Origin of the sequence: uncultured Citricoccus sp. (assembly GCF_937871995.1) — a bacterium.
Lineage (GTDB): Bacteria > Actinomycetota > Actinomycetes > Actinomycetales > Micrococcaceae > Citricoccus.
Genome location: NZ_CALMQR010000043.1, coordinates 1 through 4483 on the forward strand (window position 1 = coordinate 1; position 4483 = coordinate 4483).

Annotated in this window: 3 protein-coding genes; all 3 read right to left on the minus strand. The window is 73.9% G+C overall.

The window, feature by feature from the left end; translation table 11 throughout:
• On the minus strand, positions 1 to 766 hold a 766-nt coding region (locus Q0283_RS03880), incomplete at its 3' end, for a methyltransferase domain-containing protein (RefSeq protein ID WP_298043150.1).
• Positions 763 to 1956: a type III polyketide synthase gene (locus Q0283_RS03885; protein WP_183527515.1), complete on the minus strand. Its 1194-nt coding sequence runs from the start codon at positions 1954 to 1956 to the stop codon at positions 763 to 765. The genes Q0283_RS03880 and Q0283_RS03885, both read right to left, overlap by 4 nt.
• Positions 1957 to 2089: 133 nt before the next feature.
• Positions 2090 to 4483 (minus strand): helix-turn-helix domain-containing protein (locus tag Q0283_RS03890; RefSeq protein ID WP_298043153.1); only part of this gene is annotated, 2394 nt, incomplete at its 5' end.

Consider the following 4483-nt stretch of genomic DNA (forward strand, 5'->3'; position numbering starts at 1 on the left):
CCCAGCCCGCCAGGTCCCGCCACGGCACCTGCACCTGCACCCGCCAGCCGGGCCGCACCGCCGCGGCGAGCTCCGCGGGGGTGTAGCTGCGCCGGATCGAGGCCAGCCCGTCGGCGCGGATGTACGAACGGGGGAAGAACGGGAGCGTGCCGGCGGAGAACAGCGCATAGGCGGCCGGGGCGCGGCGGATGTCGCTGTGGACCGCCCGGACGGTGGCCAGCGCCTCGGAGTCGGCCAGCACCGCGTCGAGCTGGGCGGGGTCCAGGTGGTGCAGCAGGTGGTTGGAGATCACGACGTCGAACCGCCGGCCCTCCCGGACCAGGTCGCCGCTCAGGGCCCGCAGGATCTCCAGCCCCTCCTCCGGCCGGCGCGCGCTCGCCCAGGCGTGCGCCCGCGCGTCGGGGTCCACGGCGGTGACGCGCACGGTGAACCCGTCCCGGCGGGCCCGGTGCAGCAGGGCCCGGGCCACGTCCCCGCCCCCGGCGCCGATGTCCAGGACGGTGACCGGCACGGCGCCCCGGTCCGGCGCCGCTGCCCCGCCGGTCCGGGCCGCCGCCTCGGCCAGGGCCGGGCGGATCAGGGTGCGGTAGGTGAGCTGCCAGCCGGCCACGACCGTGTTGACGGCCCGGAACCCCGAGTAGGTGCGGTGCAGGGCGGCCAGGTCGCAGTCGGGGCTGTCCATCTGCTCGGGCACCTCGGGGCGGCGGACGGAGAGGTCCGGCACGCCCGGCAGCGTGATCCTCCGGTGCGCGGACGCGGCGCTCATGCCCGGGTCATCAGGGCCGACTCCACGGTCAGGCCGGGGCCGAAGGCCATCGCGCAGACCCGCTCCCCCGCCTCACCGGGGGAGTCCATGATCTGCTGCAGCACGAACATCACGGTGGCCGAGGACATGTTCCCGAAGTCGCGCAGCACCTCGCGGGCCGGGCACAGCTGCTCCACGCTGAGCCCCAGCCGGGCCTGGACCTTGTCCAGGATGGACCGGCCACCGGGGTGGATGGCCCAGTGCTCCAGCTCCGCGTAGGGGCGGGCGGCCAAGTCCGGATCGGTGGCCAGCAGCGGCTCCAGGGCGGAGGTGATGTGCTCGTCGATGATGTGCGGGACGTAGGTGCCCAGGATCATCTCGAAGCCGTTGTCCCCGATGTTCCAGGCCATGGCCTCCTCCCCCACCGGGGTCAGTACCGTGGCGAAGGCGTCCAGGCGCAGCCCGCGCGGCCGCGACGGGCCGGAGCCGCCGGTCTCGGTGGGCCCCGAGGTGGCTGAGGTGTCTGCGGTGGCTGCGGTGGCTGCGGTGTCCGCCGTGACCACCGCGGCGGCCGCGCCGTCCGAGAACAGGGACGCCCCCACGATCGTGTCCTGGTCATTGCCCAGCCGCACGTGCAGCGTGCACAGCTCCACGCTCACCACCAGCACGACGGCGGACGGGTCCGCCTCGCAGACCGCCGCGGCTTCGCGCAGGGCCGGCAGGGCGGCGTAGCAGCCCATGAAGCCGATGTGGGTCCTCTTGGTGGTGGCGGGCAGCCCGAGCCGGCGCACCAGCTGGTAGTCCGGGCCCGGGGAGAAGAACCCGGTGCAGGAGACGGTGATGACGTGCGTGACGTCCTCGGGCCCCAGGTCCGGACAGGACTGCAGCGCACCGCGGCCGGCCTCCTCGTAGAGGTCCGCGGCGTGCTGGGTGTAGACGAGGTTGCGGGTGCCCGTGCTGGGATTGAGCACGTGGCCGGTGGCCGGGTCGAAGAAGGTGCCGATCGGCCCGCTGGCGCCCCGGCCGGCGTCGCGCCAGTCCTCCACCACGGTGTGCCGCCGCTCGATGCCCGAGGCGTTGAACGCGGCCGGGACCAGCCGCTGCCCCAGCCGGTTCAGTCCGGGCTGGGCGACCAGCACGTCCCGGACCATCTCCTGTTCCAGCACGATGGGCGGGACGGCGGTGTGCAGGGACCGGATCAGAGCAGGCATGCCTCATCGTGACAGCCCTCACGCCTCGGGCACAACCACCGCGTACGAACCACCCGGACGCGTAGCCCGCCCGAACGGCCCGCAGGCGCAGCCCGGGCGACCGTTGCGCAGGAACGTCCCGGCGGGAGGCCGGTCAGAGCCCGTAGTGGCGGGCGGCCTCCAGGGCCTCCTCGGCCGTCGAGGCCCCGAGCTTGGCGTAGAGACTGCGCAACTGCCCCTTGATGGTGTTCTCCGCACGGAAGGTCGAGGTGGCCATCTGCTTGCGGGTCATGCCCTCCCGCAGCATCCGCAGCACCTCCTGCTCGCGCGGTGTCAGCTCCGGGACGACCTCCTGGTCGGCCCCGGCGGGGTTGGTCACGGCGGCGATCCGGGCGGCCTCGTCGTCGTCGATCATGCCGAGGCGGGCGAAGACCGGTGTCCAGCCGAAGGGATGGAAGTAGGCCAGGTCCGCCAGTTCGGCACCCTGGCGGGCGATGAGGGGCAGCTGGCGCAACACGGACTCGTCCGCCGTGTCCGGCGTGGCCTGGGCCCGGGCGATGACCTCGGCCAGGTCCGCCAGGGCGCGGTGCCGCATGTTGGTGCGCTCCGGCTCGTGCAGGGCCCGCAGCGCTCCGTCGAAGTCCTGCTTCCACAGGCAGCGCATGGCCTCGAGGTTGGCGAGCATCGGGTTGTGGTCCCAGTCCGGCACCGCCCCGCCGCGACCGCCGACGAGCGTGGCCAGGTTCGAGACCTCGCGGAGGAGCCGGTCCGCCAGCGGCGCCCGGCAGGCGTAGGGCCGCTGCTGCCGCCACTCCTCGATCCGGTGTTCGGCCTCCCCCAGGCGCCCGTCCAGCGTGAGGCAGTACGCGATGGCGCTGGCGTGAGCGGCCCAGAACTCGTTGGAATCCGGCTCGAACGGGAGCTCTGCCAGCAGCTGCCGGGCCGTGTCGTGCTCGAGTTCGGCCGTCGCCACGTGGATCCGGGCCAGGATGGCCGCACGGGCCAGCATGGGACGGCCCCACCGCACGGCGGCGAGCGGTTCGTCCACCTTCTCGAGCCACCGCCGGGTCTGGTACAGGTTGCCCATGTGCGCCGAGAGCAGCGCGAGCTTGCCGGCGGCATCGGCCTTGACGAAGTCCACCTCACCGCTGCTGCCCCAGAAATAGGCGGCCTCATAGGCTGCCTTCGCCTCCACCTGCCGATCGGCCAGGTGCAGCGCGATGCCGGCCTGCAGGTCGGCGAATCCCGCGACCGCGGGGCGGACCCTCAGGCTGTCCACGGCGGCGTCCACCGTCGCCCGGACCCGCTGTGCCGCCTCGGCCGCCTCCGCGAAGTGCCCGGACAGCCGCAGGTGCGCCAGTTCGGCGATGCCCAGGGTCAGCGTCCTGCGGTCCGGCTCGAGCGGCATCCGCGCCGTGCGGACCCGCAGGCGTTGCGCGGTCTCGTCCCGGGCGTAGTCCGGCCTCGTGACGGCCGGCATGAAGTCCATGCCGTCGGCCCGGGTCACGGCCATGAGCCGGGAGACGATCCCGGTCGCACCGAGACCGGAGATGACGTGGCTGGGCAGCCGGCCGACGGCCTGTGCGAGCATCGGTGCGTTCCGCATGTACAGGTCCACCCAGTGGTCCAGGATGAGCCCCTCCAGGCGTTTCCACGCCCGGTCCCGCAATGCCGTCTCGACGGCGGTCTCCACCCCCACGTTCAGGGTGGTGGCGTCGACCGCGGCCTCGCCGAGCTCGCGGGCCCGCTGCGGGTCCGCGTCGATGACCGACATCTGCAGCGCCTCCCGGACGAGCGTCGACATCCGCCGCTGACCGTCCGAGCATCGCACCACCAACCCCAGCTCCTGCAACTGCTGCAGTGAGGGCCCCGCGCCGGGCCCCGCGGGGTGGGCGCTGAACGCCGCCAGGATCTCCTCCGTGAACTCGGGCAGGAACGCCGCCATCTGCACGACCTCCCGGTCCTCGCGCCCACCGAGCCAGCGCATCAGCGAGGACATGACCGCCAGCTTCGCCGCGTGGTTGCCCAGCGGGTCGTCCAGGAGGATCCGCACCGCCCGCAGCCAGCCGCCGGTCCGGGTGTGGATCTGCAGCGGCGTCAGCGGCTTCGGCGAGTGGCCGTTGGTGGCCGCCCGCCGGGCCAGCTGCGCGGACGCCTGGCCCCTCAGGGGGACCTGGACCGGCACGCCGGCCGGCTGGCGCGCCGGATCGGGGGCACCGTAGGCCTCGATCTCGTCCACGGTCAGCAGCACGTCGTCCGGTCCCGCCAGCCGTGTGGGGAAGGCGGCCGCGAGCGCGGCCACGGGCACCTCGTGCCCCCCGACGACGGCGACCCGGCCGCCGTCGGGATCGTCCAGGAGGGAGCCCACCCGGTCGATGAACGCCTGCACCTCACCGCCGGACTGCTCCCAGGAGAAGATGCGCCGGCGCACCTCCGGGCCGTACAGCTCCCCCAACGGGCCGTGTGCGGCACCCCGTGCCGGAGCGACACCCGGTGCCGGAGCGACACCCGGTGCCGGAGCGACACCCGGTGCCGGAGCGACACCCGG

What these genes read in the sequence shown, in the direction of transcription:
- Q0283_RS03885 (WP_183527515.1), bottom strand. Translation starts at nt 1,956, where the DNA reads ATGCCTGCTCTGATCCGGTCCCTGCACACCGCCGTCCCGCCCATCGTG.